Raw genomic sequence first — 20,752 nt, forward strand, 5'->3', positions numbered from 1 at the left:
CTTAAGGTGGTTATTGCGGCGGGGCTCACCTCTTCCCATCCCGAACAGAGTAGTTAAGCCCGCCTGCGCAGATGGTACTGCAGTTATGTGGGAGAGTATGTCGTCGCCTTTCTTTAAAAACCCTGTTCTAACGAACGGGGTTTTTTATTCATACTTTCATTATAAGGAAAGTATATTGGTACCTTAGCTCAGATGGTAGAGCAATGGACTGAAAATCCATGTGTCCCTGGTTCGATCCCTGGAGGTACCACATAATGCTCGGATGGTGAAATTGGTAGACACGCTGGACTTAAAATCCAGTGAACAGCAATGTTCGTGCGGGTTCAAGTCCCGCTCTGAGTACATGAAACTTCAGTTGGCTAACGCTGGCTGAAGTTTTTTTATTTTTGATTATTATAAGAACTTTCTTTTTATTATAAAAGTTATCTGAATTTAAATTAGAGCATACTTATGGACTTCGTTTAAAGAATCCTTGTCATTATTTGGTAAGGATTTTTTGTATTATAACTCTATAGAGTGATATTTTATGAAAGTATTTATTGAGGATTGATATTTTTATGAAAAATTATGGTTATTCAAAGCATCAGAATTTAGAATTTTATTTTTTAGAAACCTGTTTAATAAGTGTTTAGGCTGCTTGTTGCAAATAATTCTTCGTATAAATATCTGTTAGAAAGATATCTTTTTTGCGTGAGGGATAGCAGTGAAAAGCCCACAGTCGCGTTGAGTCTCAAACTCAATGCGACGAGAACTTGAAACGGATAGCCCGACCTGACCTTTTCGGGAAGGTCACGCCCTGAAACATCTTCAGGATAAACCCCAAATACTATTGATAATGCTCCTTATAATATTTACATATCGAATTAATAGGACATTCTGGGCATTTGGGTGTCGGACGGCAAATTTCTCTCCCCAGGAATGAAATTGCCATTCCAATTTCGCCCCAGATTTCATTTGGGAGTAGTTGCATGAGTTGTTTTTCGGCTTTAATTCCATCTTTGGTTTCGGTAATTATTCCAATTCTGGGTGCAACGCGAATAACATGTAAATCAGCTATAATTCCTTGCGCAGGAATTTTTGCCTCACGCATAATTACATTGGCTGATTTTCGTCCAATGCCTTTTAAGGCAACTAAATCCTCCATGGTGAGCGGAATGTTTTTGTCTTTTTGGATGGTTTGAGCAATTTCCAATAACCATTTGGCTTTATTGCCAAAATTCCTGACACTAGAGATGTAAGGAATTAATGCATCCAGATTTGATACGGCCAAACTTTCCATATTAGGATAAGCTTCAAATAAGGCAGGTGCAATTTTATTGATATGAGCATCAGAGTCTTGAGCTGATAAAACAACCATTACCAATAATTGGTATAAATTATGATGGTCTAACGGATGTTTTTTTCCTTTGTATTTTGTTAGAATTGGTTCTAATTTTTTAGCCCAATCAGTTGAGTTTCCAAATAAGTCCATAGCATTATTTTTTAAAGTCTACTGATAATGAATTTACGCAATACCGTTGTCCTGTTTTTGTAGGTCCGTCATCAAATACGTGTCCGAGGTGGCTGCCACAATTAGCACAAAGAATTTCAGTACGTTTCATACCATGTGTCACATCCGAAATGTATTGTACTTTGCCAAGAATGGATTCGTCAAATGAAGGCCAACCGCAATGCGCATCAAATTTGGAATTGCTTTCAAACAATGCTTCTCCACAGGCTCCACAGCAATATGTTCCTTTTTCGTAATGTAGGTTATATGTTCCTGTGTGTGGGTACTCAGTTCCTTTTTGACGAAGAATTCGATAGCGTTCCACTCCTAATTCTTCTTTCCATTCTTGTTCTGTTTTTTCGATAGGATATTTCATGATTTTTTTTTTTTTTTTTATAACGTAGTAATACAGCTATTTGTTTTGAATGAATTGAACTGTTTTTTCAATTACTTTAGGATTACCAAGAATTTTTCTATGTCCTAATCCATCGGTTAGAAATAATGTTCCATTTTTTAGGTATTTGTGAATGTGTATTCCTGCTGTTACCGGAACTTCGGGATCATTATTGTCATGGATAACTAAAACCGGAATCGTAGTTTCTTTTGCAGCTAAATAAGCGGAAAAACTATTCATATCTTCCTTATATTTCTTTTCGAAATGCAATCGTAAACGAGTACTTATACTGGATTTCAATTTTAATTTTGCTACAAAATCATCCATGATATCTTGTACAACATCACCACTGCCGATAACAACGGCATGATTAACTTTTAATCCTTTTTTTATGGCATTTAAAACTGACATTCCTCCTAATGAATGACCAATTGCAGCTTCGAAAGGACCAAATTGCTTGTCAATCTCTAAAATTGCAGCAATAAAATCAACCATAATAGTATTTTTTCCAGGTGATTTTCCATGTGCGGGTGCATCAAAACTAATTGTGGAAAATCCAGCTTTCAGTAATTCGTCAGCTATTTTAAATAATTGTGTTCCGCGTCCAGACCAACCGTGAACTAATAAAATTTTCTTTTCACTTTTTCCATAATTATATACCATTACCTCTTTATCAAATGCGGGAATGTTGATTAGCTGTTGGATACTATTACGATCCATTTCCAATTCTCTTTTTGGAATTTTATGTTTTATAGGCCTAGTAAACAGTTTAGCAGCAAATAATGTAATTAGTTTTGGCGAAATAAAAGAGATTAATTTACTAGTTAATAAGATAATCTTAGGAATTTTCAAGGATTGTGTATGAATAGAAGTTTTTTTTGTCATTTCAATAAATTTTCATGCTAGTTATTATGTTAATTTTTTTTTACTAAATTTAGAAAACATAAAAGTAGTATTTTTTACAAAGTTTTTATTGGGATTAACATAAAAGACGGAAATAATAAATATTTAGAATTGTTTAAAAAAATACCTGAATAACATTAGAATTAACTGAAAAACAACAAAATTTCATAAATGGAAATATTTCATATCAGTGCAGAGTGTTACCCAGTAGCAAAAGTTGGCGGTTTAGCCGATGTTGTTGGTGCATTACCAAAATATCAAAATAATGCCGGGCATCTTGTAAGAGTTGTAATCCCTTGTTATGATTCAAAGTTCAGAAACGAAAATGAATTTGAATGTGTACATTGGGGTCATGTAAAATTGGGGAGTTTCAATTTTCCTTTTAGCGTTCTTAAAGAAAAAACAGATAAGCTAGGATTTGAATTGTATTTAGTAGAAATAGCAGAATTATTTGACAGAAAAGATGTCTATGGTTATGAAGATGATATTGAACGATTTTTATCATTTCAAATTGCCTCTTTAGATTGGATAATGGGAAGAAATGAAATTCCGGATGTTATCAATTGTCATGATCATCACACTGGTTTGGTTCCTTTTATGATGTTGTATTGTCATAAATATGAAAAACTGCGAAATACACCTTCTATGATTACCATTCATAATGGTTTGTATCAAGGACAGTTTGGATTTGACAAATTGCATTACATACCAGAGTTTGATTTGGCTCATGTGAATGTTTTAGAATGGGATAAATGTATCAATTCACTCGCTGTAGGAATTAAATGTGCTTGGGCGGTGACGACGGTTTCTCCAAATTATTTAAATGAAATAAATTATTCGGCTAATGGATTGGAATCCTTATTTAATTTGGTACGGTATAAATCCCGAGGAATTCTAAACGGAATTGATATAGAAGTCTGGGATCCGGCCAAAGATGCGATGTTGGAGAAAAACTATTCAATTCAAAATTTTGAAAAAGGCAAACAAGAAAATAAAGAGAAATTATGCAAACTCTTTAATTTAGATCCGACAAAACCACTTTTTAGTTTTATTGGAAGATTATTAGAAGAAAAAGGGGGAGATTTATTACCGCATGCCGCAGCACTTGCATTATCTGAAAATTACAACCAGATTAATATTTTAATTCTAGGATCTGGAAATCCAATTATTGAAAATCAACTGAATAGTTTATTGGCGGATTATAAAGGTAATTACAATACTTTTATAGGGTATAATGAAGAATTAGCACATTTAATTTACGCGGGCTCTGATTTTCTATTAATGCCTTCAAGAGTGGAACCATGTGGCTTAAATCAAATGTATTCGTTGCGATATGGAACAATTCCTATTGTGCGACGGACAGGAGGGTTAAAAGATACGGTTGTTGATTTTGGAGATGATGGAAATGGAATTTGTCATGATCAGGCAACAGTGGGGGATGTTTGTTATTCGATTCAAAGAGCAGTCGATTTATATGACGATAAGAAACATTTAAATAAAATCAGAAAAATAGGAATGAGCACGGATCATTCTTGGGAAAGAGTCTGTCAGGAATATATAGAAATGTACAATTTAATAATTAAGAAGAAATGAAAGCTAAAAAGAAAAATGTTATTGCAATTATTTTAGGAGGAGGGCAAGGATCCAGATTATACCCATTGACAGAAACAAGATCTAAACCAGCTGTGCCGATAGGAGGGAAATATAGATTGGTGGATATTCCTATTTCAAATTGTATGAATTCGGATATTTATAGAATGTTTGTTTTGACGCAATTTAACTCGGCTTCTTTAAATGCACACATTAAAAATACGTATAACTTTAGTATTTTTAGTCATGCCTTTGTTGATATTCTCGCTGCAGAACAAACTCCTGATAATCCTACTTGGTTTCAAGGTACTGCAGATGCAGTAAGACAATGTATGCCTCATTTCTTAAACCATGATTTTGATTATGCATTAATACTTTCCGGAGACCAGTTGTATCAAATGGATTTTAATGATATGTTGGAGGAGCATATTAGAAAAGAAGCTGATATTACGATTGCTACCTTACCGGTAAATGCAAAAGATGCTCCTGAATTTGGAATATTAAAAACAAACTCCGAAAGCTGTATTGAATCTTTCATTGAAAAACCTGCAAAAGAATTGTTGCCAGATTGGGAATCGGATGTGAGCGAGCAAATGAAGAGTGAAGGAAAACACTATTTGGCTTCGATGGGAATCTATATATTCAACAAAAAATTGTTGGTAGACATAATGTCCAATAAAGAAACTAAAGATTTTGGTAAAGAAATTATTCCACAAGCGGTAGGTCATAAAAAGATATTAAGTTACCAATATGAAGGGTATTGGACTGACATTGGTAATATAGATTCTTTTTTTGAAGCTAATATTGGATTAACAGAAGACTTGCCTAAATTTAATTTATTTGATAACGATAATAAAATTTACACAAGACCAAGATTATTACCACCATCTAAATTCCAAAAAACAACAGTTGACAAATCCTTAATTTCCGAAGGATGTATATTGAATGCTAAAGAGATAAATCATTCCGTGATTGGTATTAGATCCAGAATAGGTGAGGGAACTATAATCCAAAATTGTTATGTAATGGGTAATGATTTCTATCAGAATATTTGTGATATGAATGAGGATCTCAAAAATAATAAACAATTAATAGGTATTGGAGAAAGATGTTTTATAAACAATGCTCTCGTGGACAAGAACTGCAGAATTGGTAATGATGTTTACATCAATGGAGGCAGTCATTTAGAAGATTTTTCTAATGAATTATATGCTATTAAAGACGGAATTGTTGTTATTAAAAAAGGAGCAGTTATACCGGATAATTATATCATAAAGTAAATTTAAAAACTGTTTTTTCTTAAAATAATATTCTGTTCATTTTATAAAAATAGAATTATACAATTGTTATATGAGTAAAGTTATCTCGCATTCCCTTTTTACAGATTTTGATGTCGATTTATTTAAAGCTGGGAAACATTTCCGACTCTACGAAAAACTAGGCGCACATCTAATAACAGTTGATGGAGTAGAAGGTGTTTATTTTGCCGTTTGGGCTCCTACAGCTCATTCGGTATCTGTTGTTGGTGATTTCAATTTTTGGACACAAGGCGAACATTTGTTGCATGTACGTTGGGATTCATCAGGTATTTGGGAAGGGTTTATTCCAAGTATTAAAAAAGGAGCAACCTATAAATATAAAATAGAATCCAATAACGGAGGAATTGTAACCGAAAAAGCAGATCCTTTTGCTTTTTACTGTGAAAAACCACCACATACTGCCTCAGTAGTTTGGGATTTAGATTATAAATGGAACGATAATAACTGGATGGAAACGCGTCAAAATCATAATGGTTTGGACAAACCCTATTCAGTATATGAAGTACATTTAGGTTCATGGAAGCGTCATGCTGAGGAGAACCGTTTTTTGACGTATCTCGAATTTGCAGAGGATTTAGTAAATTATGTAAAAGAAACAGGCTTTACTCATGTGGAGTTTATGCCTATAATGGAGTATCCTTACGATCCTTCTTGGGGCTACCAATTAGTTGGTTATTTTGCTCCCACTTCTCGTTTTGGAAAACCACAAGATTTTATGGTCTTGGTCGATAAATTGCACGAGGCAGGAATTGGAGTAATTCTGGACTGGGTACCTTCTCATTTTCCAGATGATGCGCATGGTTTAGGTTTTTTTGATGGATCAAACCTTTTTGAACATCCTGACCGTAGAAAAGGGTATCATCCGGATTGGAAAAGTCTGGTTTTTAATTATGGTCGAAATGAAGTTCGTTCCTTCTTGATTAGTAATGCGTTATTCTGGTTACAACATTATCATGCCGATGCCTTGCGTGTTGATGCTGTTGCATCGATGTTATATTTGGATTATTCCAGAAATGATGGAGAATGGGAACCTAATGTTTACGGTGGCAGAGAAAATCTTGATACCATAAGTTTCTTAAAGGAATTTAATGAAGCCGTTTATCTCAATTATGAAGGAGTTCAAACTATTGCCGAGGAAAGTACTTCTTTTCCTATGGTTTCAAGACCAACATCGGTTGGTGGTTTAGGTTTTGGAATGAAATGGATGATGGGATGGATGCATGATACTTTGGAATATTTCCAAAAAGATACTGTGTATAGAAAATACCATCAAAACGATTTGACTTTTTCGATGACCTATACTTTTTCCGAAAATTTTATGCTGCCGCTTTCCCATGACGAGGTAGTTTATGGAAAAAAATCAATTGCAGGAAGAATGCCAGGCGATGAATGGCAGAAATTTGCGAATTTAAGATTGTTATATGGCTATATGTTCATGCATCCCGGAACCAAATTATTGTTCATGGGAAGTGAATTTGGACAAAGTAGTGAATGGAATTTTGAAGGAAGTTTAGATTGGCATTTATTGCAATATCCGTTTCATGAAGGGGTCAAAAAATTGATTACTGATTTGAATAAATTATATAAAACACAACCAGCTTTGCATGAAAAACAATTTAGTCCAGAAGGTTTCGAATGGATTAATTATTCAGATCATCAAAATGCAGTAATGTCTTTCATTCGAAAAGGAAATAACCAAAAAGACGATGTAATTGTAGTTTGCAATTATACCCAAATAGTTCGTCCTAATTATCGCATTGGTTTACCGAGGAAAGGTAAATTAACAGAGATTTTTAATAGTGACGCCGCAAATTATGGAGGAAGTGGTCTTTCTAATCCTAAAAAATTAACAATTGAAGCGATGCCTTATGATGGAAGGGATTATTCTACAGAATTACTTTTGCCTCCTTTAAGTGTAACTGTTTTTAAAATTTCATAAATAAAATTTTTACTTCTAGTATCAAATTGTATTACTAATTAGTTCCATTTAATATGGAAATAATTAGTGGTGTGATTTGGTATTACTATGCCTGAAAAATTATAACGTTTTCGTGAATAAACCCAAGATATGGAGTTGTTTACAAAGTATTTTTGTAAGTTTGAGTTGTAAAGATGTAGCAAAATAAATACCACAGGATATGATTACAAATACAGAATTAGAATATAAAGGGGATTTATATCCCACTAAAATAGTTGCTTTTGAACATGAAGTAGATTCTGTATGTTTTCATACTGATAATAGTGTAATACTGAAAGTAACTGTATTAAGAGATAGTTTAATCCGTTTTAGATTTACTACAAAAGGATATTTTAGTAACGATTTTTCGTATGCTATTGACAAAAGTCATTCTCATGGATATAATTTTCTTGAGGTTTCTGAAGTGGAAGATTATTATCAGATTAAAACCAGTAAAGTACAATGTCGAATTCAAAAAACAGATATGCGATTATCTATTTTTGATTTGGAAGATAATCTAATTTTAGAAGATGAATTGGGTTTTCACTGGGAAGAAAGTTATGAATATGGCGGTAATATCGTAAAAATGAGTAAGTCTTCCAAAGATGGTGAATGCTTTTATGGGCTTGGAGACAAAGCAACTCAATTGAATTTGAAAGGAAAAAGGCTGGAAAATTTTGCAACAGATCAATATGCTTTTCAAAAAGACCAAGAGCCATTATACAAAGTGGTTCCGTTTTACATTGGATTACATAACAAGAAATCGTATGGAATTTTCTTCGACAACACTTTCAGAACTTATTTTGATTTTTGCCACGAAAGAAGAAATGTAGCCAGTTACTGGGCTGAAGGAGGAGAAATGAATTATTATTTCATTTATGGTCCACAAATGCAAGATGTAGTAACCACATTTACTGATTTGACTGGTAAACCGGAATTGCCTCCTCTTTGGGCACTTGGATATCATCAATGTAAATGGAGTTATTATCCAGAAAGTAATTTAAAAGAAGTAGCAGCAAAATTCAGGGAATTAAAAATCCCGTGTGATGCGCTCTATTTGGATATAGATTATATGGAAGGGTTTCGATGTTTCACTTGGAATAAAGAATATTTTCCTGACCCAAAAAGAATGGTAGCAGAATTAGCCGAGGATGGTTTTAAAACCGTTGTAATCATTGATCCGGGAATAAAAATTGACAAAGAATACTCCATATATAAAGAGGCCTTAAAAAATGATTATTTCTGCAAAAGAGCCGACGGTCCTTATATGAAAGGAAAAGTATGGCCTGGAGAATGCAATTTCCCTGATTATACAAATCCCGCAGTGAGAGAATGGTGGGCAGGATTATTCAAAGAATTAATTTCAGAAATAGGTGTAAAAGGAGTGTGGAATGATATGAACGAGCCTGCCGTTATGGAGGTTCCTAATAAAACATTCCCTATGGATGTGCGTCATGATTATGATGGAAATCCATGCAGCCATAGAAAGGCGCACAATATTTACGGTACACAAATGGCAAGAGCAACATATCATGGTGTAAAAAGATTTGCGTACCCCAAAAGACCTTTTGTTATTACAAGATCAGCATATGCAGGAGCACAACGATACACGTCATCTTGGACTGGTGATAATGTTGCCACTTGGGAGCATTTATGGATTGCAAACATTCAAGTGCAACGCATGTCTATTTCAGGAATGGGTTTTACCGGATCAGATATTGGAGGGTTTGCAGAGCAGCCTTCGGGAGAATTGTACGCACGCTGGATTCAATTAGGGGTTTTTCATCCTTTTTGCAGAACCCACTCTTCTGGGGATCACGGCGATCAAGAACCTTGGGCATTTGATGAAGAAGTGATTGATATCACTAGAAAGTTCGTCAGCTTACGCTATCAATTATTGCCTTATTTGTACACCATGTTTTGGCAATATATTGAAGAAGGAATTCCTATGTTGAAGCCATTGGTATATTATGATCAAGATGATATTCAAACACATTATAGAAATGACGAATTTGTTTTTGGAAATCAAATTTTAGTTTGCCCTATTTTAGAACCTAATTCTTTAGGGAGAAGAATGTATATTCCTCGTGGACAATGGTATAATTATTGGACAAATGAAGAAGTTAAAGGAGGAAAAGAAATTTGGGTGGATACTAAATTTGATGAAATTCCACTTTTTGTAAAAGCGGGTGCTGTTATTCCAAAATATCCTATTCAACAGTATGTTGGAGAATTGGAATTTGACGAGTTAACATTAGATATCTATTACAAAAAAGGGAAAGAAAAGTCAGTAGTTTATGAGGATGCTCAAGATGGATATGATTATAAAAAAGGAAGATACAGCTTTCTATCATTTCAAACCATCGGTAAGGAAAAAGAACTCATCATTCAGTTGCATAAAGAAGGAAAATATGACACCAATTATTCAAAGTATAAAATAAATCTAGTTGGATTGCCATTTAAAGTTAAAGAAATTGAAATTGACAATGAGAAAGTTTTATTTGATGAAAAAACTTTTGGAAATGAAGGTTATTTGGTTGTTTATAAAGGTTTTACAGAATTGCATATAATTGGGTAGTAACAAAAAAATTGATACATTTTGATTTAATTATATAAATAAAAAATTCATAAATAGTTGTATTTTTGTATAAAAATAAAACATAAAATCATGAAAAAGAACTTATTACTAGGAATTTTTGCAGTGGGATTACTTTATTCTTGTGCTACAAATCCTCTTACAGGGAAAAAAAGCCTGAATTTTGTTTCAAACAGTGAGTTGTTTCCATCATCTTTTCAACAATATGGAACTTTTTTGAAGGAAAATAAAGTTGTTACAGGAACAGCTGATGCTAGAAGAGTAGAGACAGTTGGTATGCGAATTAAAGCAGCTGCAGAAAAATATTTGACCTACTTAGGACAATCACAATATTTGAATGATTATCGTTGGGAATATAAGTTAATAGAGAACAAAGAAGTTAATGCTTGGTGTATGCCAGGAGGAAAAATCGTTGTTTATTCAGGTATATTACCAATAACTAAAGATGATGCGGGTTTAGCTACCGTAATGGGACATGAAGTTTCTCATGCATTGGCAAATCACGGTGCACAAAGAATGAGCGCTGCTCAATTGCAACAATTGGGAGCTGTAGGAGTTGCAGTTGCGACGGGAAGTCAAAGTGCCGAAAGACAACAAATGTGGCAACAATATTATGGATTAGGTTCTCAAGTAGGAGTAATGCTTCCATTTAGCAGAAGTCATGAAAGTGAAGCCGATAAAATTGGACTTACATTAATGGCAATTGCAGGTTATAATCCAGATGATTCGGTAATGTTTTGGCAAAGAATGGCAGCGCAATCTGCTGGACAAGCACCACCGGAATTTATGAGCACACACCCATCTGATGCTACTAGAATTGCAAATTTAAAAGCATTGATTCCGGAAGCGAAAGCATTAGCTGCTAAAGTTGGAGTTATTTACAGATAAAAATGTATTGTTAATGTATATTCATTTATTTTAACGAAGATTTAAATAGGCTATTCTCCTCTAACGAGAATAGCCTATTTTTTTATTTTAACTGCAATGTTATAGATTTGATTATGAGTTAATGACGATTTGTTAATGTTAAATTATTTACTTTTTTGAATCATCCTAAATAAAAAATAAATAAATTCGCAGCTTAAAATAAAAAACATGGCAGATTTACCGAAAGGGAGTAAAAAATTATTAAACGCTTGGGCTTTTTATGATTGGGCGAATTCAGTTTATCCACTAGTAATTTCTTCAGCTGTTTTCCCTATTTTTTATGAAGCCTTATTCTCAGACAGGAATCATTATATTGATGCTTTTGGCTTTAGTGTTAAAAACTCTGCGTTGATTAGTTTTGTTACTGCATTTGCCTTTTTAGTAGTGGCGCTAATTTCTCCTTTGTTATCAGGAATCTCCGATTATGTAGGTAACAAAAAAGCGTTCATGAAGTTTTTTTGTTATTTAGGAGCTTTATCCTGTGTGGGATTGTATTGGTTTAGTTTAGAAAATATTTATATCAGTTTGCTCTTTTATTTTTTAGGTTTAATAGGATTTTGGGGAAGTTTAGTGTTTTACAATTCTTATTTGCCTGATATTGCTTTTGTTGAACAACAAGATCAAACCAGTGCCAAAGGATATTCTTATGGTTATGCAGGAAGTGTAATTTTACTAATCGTCAATTTAGCGATGATTATGATGCCTGATATTTTTGGAATTAGCGGAACCAAAGGAGAAGCTGCGATGAAAGCCATGCGTTATTCCTTTATAATGGTAGGAATCTGGTGGATTGTCTTTAGTCAATATACATATTATTATTTACCAAAAGGAAGCAGAAATACTGAACGAAAAGTGAGTAAAGCTCTAGTTTTTAATGGATTTAAAGAATTAAAAAAAGTATGGCATTTATTGGAAGAAAATAGTGCTTTAAAAAAATATCTCGTTAGTTTTTTTATTTATAGTATGGCTGTTCAGACCGTTATGCTTATTGCCACTTATTTTGGAGCGCAAGAAATTACTTGGGCATCGAAAAGTGAAAGTACAACAGGTTTAATTATTTGTATTTTATTAATTCAGTTAGTAGCCATTGTTGGTGCGGTTTTAACCTCAAAAGCTTCCCAGAAATTCGGTAATATTCCTACGCTGATAGCAATCAATTGCTTTTGGGTTTTATTATGTGCAGCAGCTTATTTTATAACTTTACCAATACATTTTTATATCATGGCCGGTTTAGTAGGACTTGTAATGGGAGGAATTCAGGCTTTATCACGTTCTACTTATTCTAAATTATTGCCAGAAACAGAAGATACGGCTTCCTTTTTTAGTTTTTTTGATGTTTCAGAAAAAATTGGAATTGTTATCGGAATGTTAGTTTATGGAATTATTGACCAAATTACCGGAAGTCCTCGATTTGCGATAGTTTTCTTAGGTGTTTTTTTTATAATGGGTGTTGTTTTATTGAAAAGAGTTCCTAAAAACAGTGCTCTAGATTAATAAAATGCAAAATACAACTTTCCTTTTTTATTTTTTGACACTTTAAAAAATAGCTATTTTATTAATTATAATTTATTTATTTTTTCTTTATTTGTAAGAAGATGTAATCGATTTTACTTATACTTTGGCATAATGATTGACTATTTTAGTGTTAAGCCAATTAATCCTCTCATATATCGTTTTATTTAAAATTACTACTATGATACTTTATATTTGCTTGACAAATTAAAATTTTTAATGACAAAAAGACTTAAATAATATATGTCAAATCATAAAATACTTACTATTGACAATCTGTCACTTCAAGAATTTGATTCTGAAGCTGATTTAATCCCTTTATTGACTCGCGAAGACGAGGAGGAAATGAATAATGAAGCATTGCCAGATTCTTTGCCTATTTTACCATTGCGTAACATGGTTTTATTTCCAGGAGTTGTTATTCCAATTACTGCCGGTCGTGATAAATCAATTAAATTAATCAATGATGCCAACGCAGTTGGTAAAATTATTGGTGTTGTAGCTCAGAAAAACGAGGAAGACGAGGATCCAACTCCGGAAGACATTCATAATATTGGTACTGTAGCTAGAATTTTAAGGGTTTTAAAAATGCCTGATGGGAATGTTACGGTTATACTTCAAGGGAAAAAAAGATTTGAAATTGATTCTATAGTTGCTGAAAGCCCCTATATAACAGCAAAAGTTAAAGAAGTTTCTGAAAAAAGACCGAAAAAACAGGATACGGAATTTATAGCGATTCTCGATTCTGTCAAGGAATTAGCAATTCAAATTATAAAAGAAAGTCCAAATATTCCTAGTGAAGCTACTTTTGCGATTAAAAATATTGAAAGTCAATCATTTTTGATCAATTTTGTGACTTCTAATATGAATTTAACGGTTAAAGAAAAACAAGACTTATTAGCTATTAACGAGTTAAAAATTAGGGCTTTAGAAACTTTGCGTTATATGAATATTGAGTTGCAAAAATTGGAATTAAAAAATGATATTCAATCCAAAGTTCGTTTCGATTTAGACCAACAACAACGCGAATATTTCCTTCATCAACAAATGAAAACGATCCAAGAAGAATTGGGTGGTGTTTCACAGGAAGAAGAAATGGACGAAATGTTGCAAAAGTCTTTGACCAAGAAATGGGATGAAAAAACTAAAAAACACTTCGAAAAAGAATTGTCAAAAATGCGTCGCATGAATCCTCAAGCGCCAGATTTTGGTATTCAAAGAAATTATTTAGAGTTATTTCTAGAATTGCCTTGGGATGAATATTCTAAAGATGATTTCGATTTAAAGAAAGCACAAAAAATTCTTGATAGAGACCATTTTGGATTAGAAGACGTTAAGAAAAGAATGATAGAACATTTGGCAGTTTTAAAATTGCGAAATGATATGAAGTCTCCAATTATTTGTTTGACAGGACCCCCGGGAGTTGGAAAAACCTCTATTGGTCGATCTATCGCAGAAGCATTAGGAAGAAAATATGTTAGAATTTCTCTTGGTGGGTTGCGTGATGAAGCGGAGATTCGTGGACATAGAAAAACCTACATTGGTGCTATGCCAGGAAGAATCATTCAAAGTTTGAAAAAAGCGGGAACATCAAATCCGGTATTTGTTTTGGATGAAATTGATAAATTATCAAATAGCAATCAAGGAGATCCCTCTTCGGCCTTACTGGAAGTTTTAGATCCGGAACAAAACAATTCTTTTTATGATAATTTCCTGGAAATGGGATATGACTTGTCAAAAGTGATGTTTATCGCTACCTCTAATAACATGGCTGCGATTCAACCTGCGTTGAAAGACAGAATGGAAATTATTAAAATGTCAGGTTATACCATTGAAGAAAAAGTAGAGATTGCACGTCAGCATTTGTTTCCAAGACAATTGAAGGAACATGGTTTAACAACCAAAGATTTAACCATTGGAAAAAAACAATTGGAGAAAATCGTGGAGGGATATACGCGAGAATCCGGAGTTCGTGGTTTAGAGGCAAAAATTGCTCAAGTAATTCGTAATGCAGCCAAATCAGTTGCAATGGAAGAAGCCTACAATAAAAAAGTAACCGATGAAGATATCATAAAAACACTTGGTGTTCCCAGATTAGAAAGAGATAAGTACGAGAACAATGATGTTGCCGGTGTGGTAACTGGTTTGGCTTGGACTTCTGTAGGTGGTGATATTCTTTTCATAGAATCGTTGCTTTCTCCAGGAAAAGGGACCATGACAATTACCGGGAATTTAGGTACGGTAATGAAAGAATCTGCAACAATCGCTTTAGAATATATTAAGGCAAACGCGAAATTTTTAGGATTGGATTCTGAAATACTTTCAAAATATAATATCCATTTGCACGTTCCGGAAGGAGCTACTCCAAAGGATGGTCCTAGTGCCGGAATTGCGATGTTGACTTCTTTAGTTTCGCTTTTTACACAAAAACGAGTTAAGAAAAACTTGGCAATGACTGGAGAAATTACTTTACGTGGAAAAGTTTTACCAGTAGGTGGAATAAAAGAAAAGATATTGGCTGCTAAGAGAGCTAATATCAAAGAAATTATTCTGTGTCACGAAAACAAAAGCGATATTGATGAAATAAAACCAGAATACCTTGAAGGATTGACTTTTCATTATGTTAAAGAAATGAGCGAAGTACTTAAATATGCTTTGACGGATCAAAATGTTAAAAATGCAAAGGATTTAAAATAAAAATTAAGTCTAAATATTAAAAATCCAAATTCTAAAACCTGTTCTGCAGTGCTTGGAATTTGGATTTTTTATTTATAATTACAAGTTTAAAAATTGCAGTTTATTGTATTTATAATTTTATCTTCGCATTTTCGTTTTACCATAGATAAACAGCGATTTAAAGCATGTTAAAAAAACTTTTATTATTCTCTTTGTTTTCAGTTTGCTCTGTGTCTTACAGTCAAATAGGAGGAAAGTACATCTATCAGTTTTTAAACTTAGTTACCTCGCCAAGACAAGCGGCGCTAGGAGGAAAAACAGTTACAATTTATGACGATGATGTGAATCAGGTCAATTTTAATCCGGCAACATTAAATCCTGATATGGATAATCATCTGGCTTTAAATTATGGAAGCTATTTCAAGGAAGTAACTTACGGAACGGCTTCTTATGCTTATACTTATGACCGTCATTTGCAAACTTTTCAGGCTGGTGTCAATTATGTGAATTATGGTAATTTTGATGGTTATGACGAAAATGGTCAGCCTACAGCCTCATTTACAGGAAATGAAATTGCCCTTTCTTTTGGTTATGCGTATAACATTCCTAACACTACGATTCATTTAGGAGCTAATGCAAAATTGATTTCTTCGAATTTAGAAAGTTATAGTTCTTTTGGCGGAGCGATTGACATAGGTGCTCTTTTTATAGATGAAAGAAACGATGTGAATTGGGGATTGGCAATACGAAATATTGGAACTCAAATTACAACCTATAATGGTACAAACGAAAAACTGCCATTAGAGATTATTGCGGGCGTTTCACAAGAATTAGAAAATGTACCCATTCGTTGGCATCTTACATTGGAGAATTTACAGCAATGGAATATTGCTTTTTCTAATCCTGAAAGGGCCGAATCTTCACTGGATGGAAGTGCAACAGACGAAAAAGTATCGGTTATAAATAATGCGTTGCGTCACGTAATTATGGGAGTAGAACTTTTCCCTAAAAAAGCGTTTAATCTTCGCGTAGGATATAATTTTCGAAGAGCAGAAGAATTACGACTTTTGGAACAACGCAATTTTTCAGGAGTGTCTTTAGGGTTTGGATTAAAAATGAATAAATTAAAATTTAATTATTCGTATTCCAAGTATACATTAGCGGGAAATACGAGTTTATTTGGATTGACTATTAACCTACAATAATATTATTTTGAATAAAAAAATTACAATAGCAATAGATGGATTTTCATCCACAGGAAAAAGTACTTTAGCAAAACAATTGGCTAATCACTTGGGATATGCATATGTTGATACTGGAGCCATGTATCGCGCCGTTACCTTTTTTACAATGCAAAACGGATACATAAATGCTGATTCTTTCGATAAAGAAACATTAATTAACAGTTTGCCAAGTATAAAATTACAGTTGAAATTCAATCCTGATTTAGGTTTTGCTGAAATGTATTTGAATGATGTCAATGTTGAAAAGGAAATAAGAACTATTGAAGTTTCTAATTTTGTGAGCAAAGTGGCTGAAATATCCGAAGTGCGAGCTAAATTAGTGGAGCAACAGAAAGAAATGGGGAAGAACAAAGGAATTGTTATGGACGGGAGAGATATTGGGACCGTCGTTTTTCCGGATGCTGAACTTAAAATTTTCATGACCGCCGGTGCAGATACCCGAGCGCAAAGACGTTTTGATGAATTACAGGAAAAAGGAGATTCAGTTGCGTATGAAGAAGTATTAAAAAATGTAGAAGAACGCGATTATATTGACACGCACCGAAAGGATTCGCCTTTAGTGATGGCCGAAGATGCCATTGAAATAGATAATTCGTACCTTACTAGAGAAGAACAATTTAAAGTTGTTTTGGAATTAGTTAAGGAAGTTATTAACCGTTGTAAACTTTTGTAGATCTCTTTTTTAATAGTAGTTTTACGCCTTATTATTTTTTTAAATTAAAAAACAACAATTCATTATATGGGAATTAAAAACAGATTGGTATTAATGAACTTCCTACAATTTTTTATTTGGGGTTCTTGGTTACTTACTATTGGGGCGTATTGGTTTAATAACAAACATTGGTCTGGAACCGAGTTTGGAATCATATTTTCAACAATGGGTATTTCTTCTGTTTTTATGCCGGCTTTAACAGGAATTATTTCAGATCGATTTATTAATGCTGAAAAATTATACGGATTACTTCATTTCTTGGGCGCTGCCGCCTTATTTTACTTGCCCCAAGTAGATAATCCTACTACTTTTTTCTGGGTAATGTTGATCAATATGTTTTTCTATATGCCTACCATTTCCTTATCAATTACTGTAGCTTATAATGCATTAATTGCAAAAGATATGGATGTTGTAAAGGATTATCCGCCTATTAGAATCTGGGGAACGATAGGTTTTATTGCTGCACTTTGGGTGGTAAGTTTAACGCATAATGAGACTTCGGCGAATCAATTTTATATCGCTGGAATTGTTTCGTTTTTATTGGGAATTTATGCATTTACACTTCCAAAATGCCTTCCAATGTGTAAAGGGGAGAAAGGTACTTCATTTACACAAGCTTTAGGATTGAATGCTTTTGAACTATTTAAACAACGAAAATTTGCTGTTTTCTTTATCTTTTCAATGTTGTTGGGAGCCGCTTTGCAATTGACCAATGCGTATGGAGATACTTATATCCATGATTTTGGTAGTATTGATGCTTATAAAAATACAATTGCAGTTAAATACCCTGCGATAATCATGTCGATTTCACAAGTTTCAGAAACACTTTTTATATTGGCTATTCCTTTTTTTCTTAGAAAATTTGGTATTAAATACGTGATGTTGTTTAGTATGCTGGCTTGGGTATTGCGTTTTGGATTATTTGCTTATGGAAACCCAACAGACGGGTTATGGATGATAATCATGTCTTGCATCGTTTACGGAATGGCATTTGACTTTTTTAATATCTCGGGTTCTTTGTTTGTGGAAACACAAACGGATTCAAAAATTAGAGGAAGTGCGCAAGGTATGTTTATGATGATGGTGAATGGTTTTGGAGCCTTGATTGGTAGTTTTGCGAGTGGTTATATTATTCAAAAATATTTTACTATGGCTGATGGAAGTAAAGACTGGTTTCATATCTGGATTACTTTTGCATCGTATGCTTTAGTTCTTGCCATCATTTTTCCTTTTGTTTTTAAAGATAAATTTGGACCTAAAGTTTCAGGAGAAATTAATCATTAAAACACTTTTTCTTATAAATGTAACCTGATAGCCTTAAGAGTTATCGGGTTTTTTATTGCTGAAAAATCACTATAAAGCCTAATTAGTCCCGATGGAGCTGATATCCTCGTAGCATACCGGAGAGATAAAGGCGAGAGCGGGAACTTTGCCTGCAAAAACGCCAATTAATTCGCTGCTGATTCTCAATCGATTATCTTATCTGTAAAATTTTGCAGTTTAAGATAAATGTGTTACTTTTGCAGTCCTTTTGGTGAGTAAGAGTTTCCTTTAGGGTTCAACTAATTATACAAACAACTTCTGTTGTTTTCTAGCACATTAAGAAACTCGAGAGAATGCAGAATACAAATTTTTAATCAGCATGTCTGAACAAGTAAAATCACAAGAAGAGTTTTTAGCAAATTTTAACTGGCACAATTTCGAAGAAGGTATTGATGCAGTTGATGAGAAAAACTTATTAGAATTCGAAGAACTAGTTTCAAAAACATTTATCGCTACGGATCAAGAAGAAGTGGTTGATGGTACAGTTGTTAGAATTACAGATAGAGACGTTATCGTTGATATCAACGCAAAATCGGAAGGTGTTATTTCATTGAACGAATTCCGTTACAACCCAAGCTTAAAAGTAGGTGATACTGTTGAAGTATTAATTGACATCCGTGAGGACAAAACAGGTCAATTAGTGTTATCTCACAGAAAAGCACGTACTATCAAATCATGGGATAGAGTTATTTCGGCTAACGAAACAGGAGAAATCGTTAATGGTTTTGTAAAATGCAGAACTAAAGGTGGTATGATCGTTGACGTTTTCGGAATTGAAGCTTTCTTACCAGGATCTCAAATTGATGTTAAACCAATTAGAGACTACGATGTATATGTAAACAAAATGATGGAATTCAAAGTAGTGAAAATTAACCACGAATTCAAAAATGTTGTTGTTTCTCATAAAGCGCTTATTGAAGCGGATATCGAAATCCAGAAAAAAGAAATCATCGGTCAATTACAAAAAGGACAAGTATTAGAAGGTGTTGTTAAAAACATTACTTCTTATGGTGTCTTTATTGACTTAGGTGGAGTTGATGGATTGATTCACATTACTGACCTTTCTTGGTCAAGAATCAACCACCCATCTGAAGTATTGGAATTAGACCAAAAATTAAATGTTGTAATCCTTGATTTCGATGATGAGAAAACAAGAATTCAATTAGGATTGAAACAATTGAACGCGCACCCTTGGGATGCTCTTGATGCTAAATTAGCAATTGGAGATAAAGTAAAAGGTAAAGTAGTTGTAATCGCTGATTATGGTGCTTTCATCGAAGTTGCTGAAGGTGTTGAAGGTTTGATCCACGTTTCTGAAATGTCTTGGTCTACTCATTTACGTTCTGCTCAAGATTTCGTAAAAGTAGGAGATATTGTTGAAGCTGTTATCTTAACATTAGATAGAGATGACCGTAAAATGTCATTAGGTATCAAACAATTGTCTCAAGATCCTTGGACTGATATCACTTCTAAATACCCAGTAGGTTCTAAACATACAGGTATCGTTAGAAACTTTACAAACTTTGGAATTTTCGTAGAATTAGAAGAAGGAATTGATGGATTAATTTACATCTCTGACTTATCTTGGACTAAGAAAATCAAACACCCATCTGAATTTGTAAACGTTGGTGAAAAATTGGACGTAGTAGTATTAGAATTAGATGTTGATGGACGTAAATTATCTTTAGGTCACAAACAAACTACTGCTAATCCTTGGGATCAATATGAAGATTCTTTCGCAGTTGGAACTATCCACACAGGTGAAATTTCTGAAATCGTTGACAAAGGAGCTACTGTAGAATTCGGAGATGATATCGTTGCTTTCATTCCTACTCGTCACCTTGAAAAAGAAGACGGTAAGAAATTGAAAAAAGGAGAATCAGCTGATTTCAAAGTAATTGAATTCAACAAAGAATTCAAAAGAGTAGTTGCCTCTCACACTGCTATCTTCCGTGAAGAAGAAGAGAAAAATGTGAAAACAGCTACTGAAAATACTTCATCTTCAGCATCTACAAATAATGCTTCGGCAGCAACTTTAGGTGATAATAATGATGTATTAGCAGCATTAAAAGCTAAAATGGAAAAGTCAGAGAAAAAATAATTTCTTGAT

General features: G+C 33.6%; 14 protein-coding genes, 2 tRNA genes and 1 rRNA gene. 14 read left to right on the plus strand and 3 right to left on the minus strand.

The window, feature by feature from the left end; genetic code table 11:
• Positions 1-2 precede the first annotated feature (2 nt).
• The 3 genes from rrf (at position 3) to ACM55M_RS14875 (ending at position 342) form a co-directional block, all read left to right on the plus strand.
• Positions 3-112 (plus strand): 5S ribosomal RNA (gene rrf / locus ACM55M_RS14865).
• 65 nt (positions 113-177) lie between these two features.
• Positions 178-250: transfer RNA gene (locus ACM55M_RS14870), tRNA-Phe, on the plus strand.
• Between the two features lie 6 nt (positions 251-256).
• Positions 257-342 (plus strand) — tRNA-Leu (locus ACM55M_RS14875).
• A 484-nt stretch (positions 343-826) separates the two neighbouring features.
• Here the strand turns inward: ACM55M_RS14875 and ACM55M_RS14880 are convergent.
• From ACM55M_RS14880 to ACM55M_RS14890, 3 genes are read right to left on the minus strand one after another with little or no spacing between them, the layout of a single operon-like run.
• Positions 827-1,471, minus strand: coding sequence for an endonuclease III domain-containing protein (locus ACM55M_RS14880; RefSeq protein WP_416858441.1), 645 nt, complete (start codon positions 1,469-1,471; stop codon positions 827-829).
• Between the two features lie 4 nt (positions 1,472-1,475).
• Complete coding sequence (gene msrB / locus ACM55M_RS14885; RefSeq protein ID WP_416858442.1) at positions 1,476-1,865, minus strand: peptide-methionine (R)-S-oxide reductase MsrB; 390 nt, start codon at positions 1,863-1,865, stop codon at positions 1,476-1,478.
• Between the two features lie 36 nt (positions 1,866-1,901).
• Positions 1,902-2,768, minus strand: a complete 867-nt coding sequence (locus tag ACM55M_RS14890; protein WP_416858443.1) for an alpha/beta fold hydrolase — start codon at positions 2,766-2,768, stop codon at positions 1,902-1,904.
• A 189-nt stretch (positions 2,769-2,957) separates the two neighbouring features.
• Between ACM55M_RS14890 and ACM55M_RS14895 the strand changes: the two genes are divergently transcribed.
• The 11 genes from ACM55M_RS14895 (at position 2,958) to rpsA (ending at position 20,743) form a co-directional block, all read left to right on the plus strand.
• Positions 2,958-4,379 (plus strand): glycogen synthase, encoded by a 1,422-nt coding sequence (locus ACM55M_RS14895; protein WP_416858444.1) that lies wholly within the window; start codon positions 2,958-2,960, stop codon positions 4,377-4,379.
• Positions 4,376-5,656 (plus strand): glucose-1-phosphate adenylyltransferase, encoded by a 1,281-nt coding sequence (locus tag ACM55M_RS14900; protein ID WP_416858445.1) that lies wholly within the window; start codon positions 4,376-4,378, stop codon positions 5,654-5,656. The genes ACM55M_RS14895 and ACM55M_RS14900 overlap by 4 nt, the downstream gene beginning before the upstream one ends.
• Positions 5,657-5,726: 70 nt before the next feature.
• The gene (gene glgB / locus ACM55M_RS14905) at positions 5,727-7,634 is read left to right on the plus strand and encodes a 1,4-alpha-glucan branching protein GlgB (RefSeq protein ID WP_416858446.1); all 1,908 of its coding nucleotides are present in this window, start codon (positions 5,727-5,729) and stop codon (positions 7,632-7,634) included.
• A gap of 199 nt (positions 7,635-7,833) precedes the next feature.
• Positions 7,834-10,230, plus strand: coding sequence for a glycoside hydrolase family 31 protein (locus ACM55M_RS14910; RefSeq protein WP_416858447.1), 2,397 nt, complete (start codon positions 7,834-7,836; stop codon positions 10,228-10,230).
• 90 nt (positions 10,231-10,320) lie between these two features.
• Positions 10,321-11,136, plus strand: coding sequence for a M48 family metallopeptidase (locus ACM55M_RS14915; RefSeq protein WP_416858448.1), 816 nt, complete (start codon positions 10,321-10,323; stop codon positions 11,134-11,136).
• 207 nt (positions 11,137-11,343) lie between these two features.
• The gene (locus tag ACM55M_RS14920; protein ID WP_416858449.1) at positions 11,344-12,669 is read left to right on the plus strand and encodes an MFS transporter; all 1,326 of its coding nucleotides are present in this window, start codon (positions 11,344-11,346) and stop codon (positions 12,667-12,669) included.
• 261 nt (positions 12,670-12,930) lie between these two features.
• Positions 12,931-15,384, plus strand: a complete 2,454-nt coding sequence (gene lon, locus ACM55M_RS14925; protein ID WP_416858450.1) for an endopeptidase La — start codon at positions 12,931-12,933, stop codon at positions 15,382-15,384.
• 164 nt (positions 15,385-15,548) lie between these two features.
• On the plus strand, positions 15,549-16,568 hold the full coding sequence (gene porQ / locus ACM55M_RS14930) for a type IX secretion system protein PorQ (RefSeq protein WP_416858451.1): 1,020 nt from the start codon (positions 15,549-15,551) through the stop codon (positions 16,566-16,568).
• Between the two features lie 7 nt (positions 16,569-16,575).
• On the plus strand, positions 16,576-17,280 hold the full coding sequence (cmk, locus tag ACM55M_RS14935; protein WP_416858452.1) for a (d)CMP kinase: 705 nt from the start codon (positions 16,576-16,578) through the stop codon (positions 17,278-17,280).
• Positions 17,281-17,346: 66 nt separating this feature from the next.
• Complete coding sequence (locus ACM55M_RS14940; protein ID WP_416858453.1) at positions 17,347-18,603, plus strand: nucleoside permease; 1,257 nt, start codon at positions 17,347-17,349, stop codon at positions 18,601-18,603.
• A 358-nt stretch (positions 18,604-18,961) separates the two neighbouring features.
• A complete protein-coding gene (gene rpsA / locus ACM55M_RS14945; RefSeq protein WP_416858454.1) occupies positions 18,962-20,743 on the plus strand; it encodes a 30S ribosomal protein S1 in 1,782 nt (593 codons plus the stop codon).
• Positions 20,744-20,752: the final 9 nt, after the last annotated feature.

Source organism: Flavobacterium galactosi, from assembly GCF_048158585.1.
GTDB classification, from domain to species: domain Bacteria; phylum Bacteroidota; class Bacteroidia; order Flavobacteriales; family Flavobacteriaceae; genus Flavobacterium; species Flavobacterium galactosi.